This is a genomic window from Rhodococcus sp. ENV425 (assembly GCF_002887785.1).
In the GTDB taxonomy this organism is placed as follows: Bacteria; Actinomycetota; Actinomycetes; order Mycobacteriales; family Mycobacteriaceae; genus Rhodococcus; species Rhodococcus aetherivorans.
The window spans coordinates 1-944 of record NZ_PCZU01000233.1 but is presented as its reverse complement, the minus strand read 5'-3'; the positions used below and the strand labels follow the sequence as shown (position 1 = coordinate 944).

Sequence of the window (944 nt, the reverse complement as noted above, 5' to 3'; positions counted from 1 at the left end):
CGGTGAGATCGAAACCGGCGCGGGCGAATTCGGTGAGGGCGTCGTCGAGGTCGGCGGGTGTCGCGTGTGGCGCGAGGTCGAGGGCGATGCCGGGCAGCACCCGCTGCGTCGGCCCGTCCGGGCCGTCGGGGTGGACGGTGCGCAGCACGGCGTGCCGGGCGATCACGTCCGCGGCGGCGACCGCGAGGGCGTCGAGGTCGGTGCCGGCGGCGAGGTCGACGGCGAACGCGACGTGGTCGCCGGGGGCGGCGTCGGCGACGTCGAGCCGGTTGGCGAGCCACATCCGCTGCTGCGCCGGCGCGAGCGGCACCGGACCGGTGTCGTCGGTCGGCAGCAGCGGAAGGCGTTCGCCGGCAATCGGATCGGACACGGCGACGGCGAGGCCGGCGACGGTGGGGTGTTCGAAGATCTCCCGCACGCCGACGCGGTGGCCGGCGACCGCGCCGAGGCGCGCGGCGAGCTGGGTCGCGAGCAGCGAGTTGCCGCCGAGCGCGAAGAAATCGTCGTCGGCGGCGACGGCGGGCACGTCGAGCAGGGCGGCGACGACACCGGCGACGAGTTCCTCGGCGGCGCTGCGATATCCGGTGCTCGGGCGGTCCGGGTCCGCGGTGGGTTCGGGCAGCGCGGCGCGGTCGACCTTGCCGGTGCTCGTGAGCGGCAGCGCGTCGAGGACGGTGACCGTGGCGGGCACCATGTGCCGCGGCAGCCGCGCGGCGACGAACTCCCGCAGCTCGGCCGGGTCGAGGCGGGCGGGGTCGGGACCGTGTACGTACGCGACAAGCGCCTCGCCCCGCACGACGGTGACGGCGGCGGCGACCGCGGGATGCCCGGTGAGGGTGGCGTCGATCTCGCCGAGTTCGATGCGGAACCCGCGGAGCTTGACCTGATGGTCGACCCGCCCGACGAACTCGAGGGCGGCTCCGCCGCCGGTGTGTCCTTTGGGC

1 protein-coding gene is annotated in these 944 nt (G+C 75.7%); it reads right to left on the bottom strand.

From position 1 onward, the window contains the following. The coding region (locus CQZ88_RS29975) for a phosphopantetheine-binding protein (RefSeq protein WP_258008697.1) at positions 1 to 944 on the bottom strand (944 nt) is incomplete at both ends.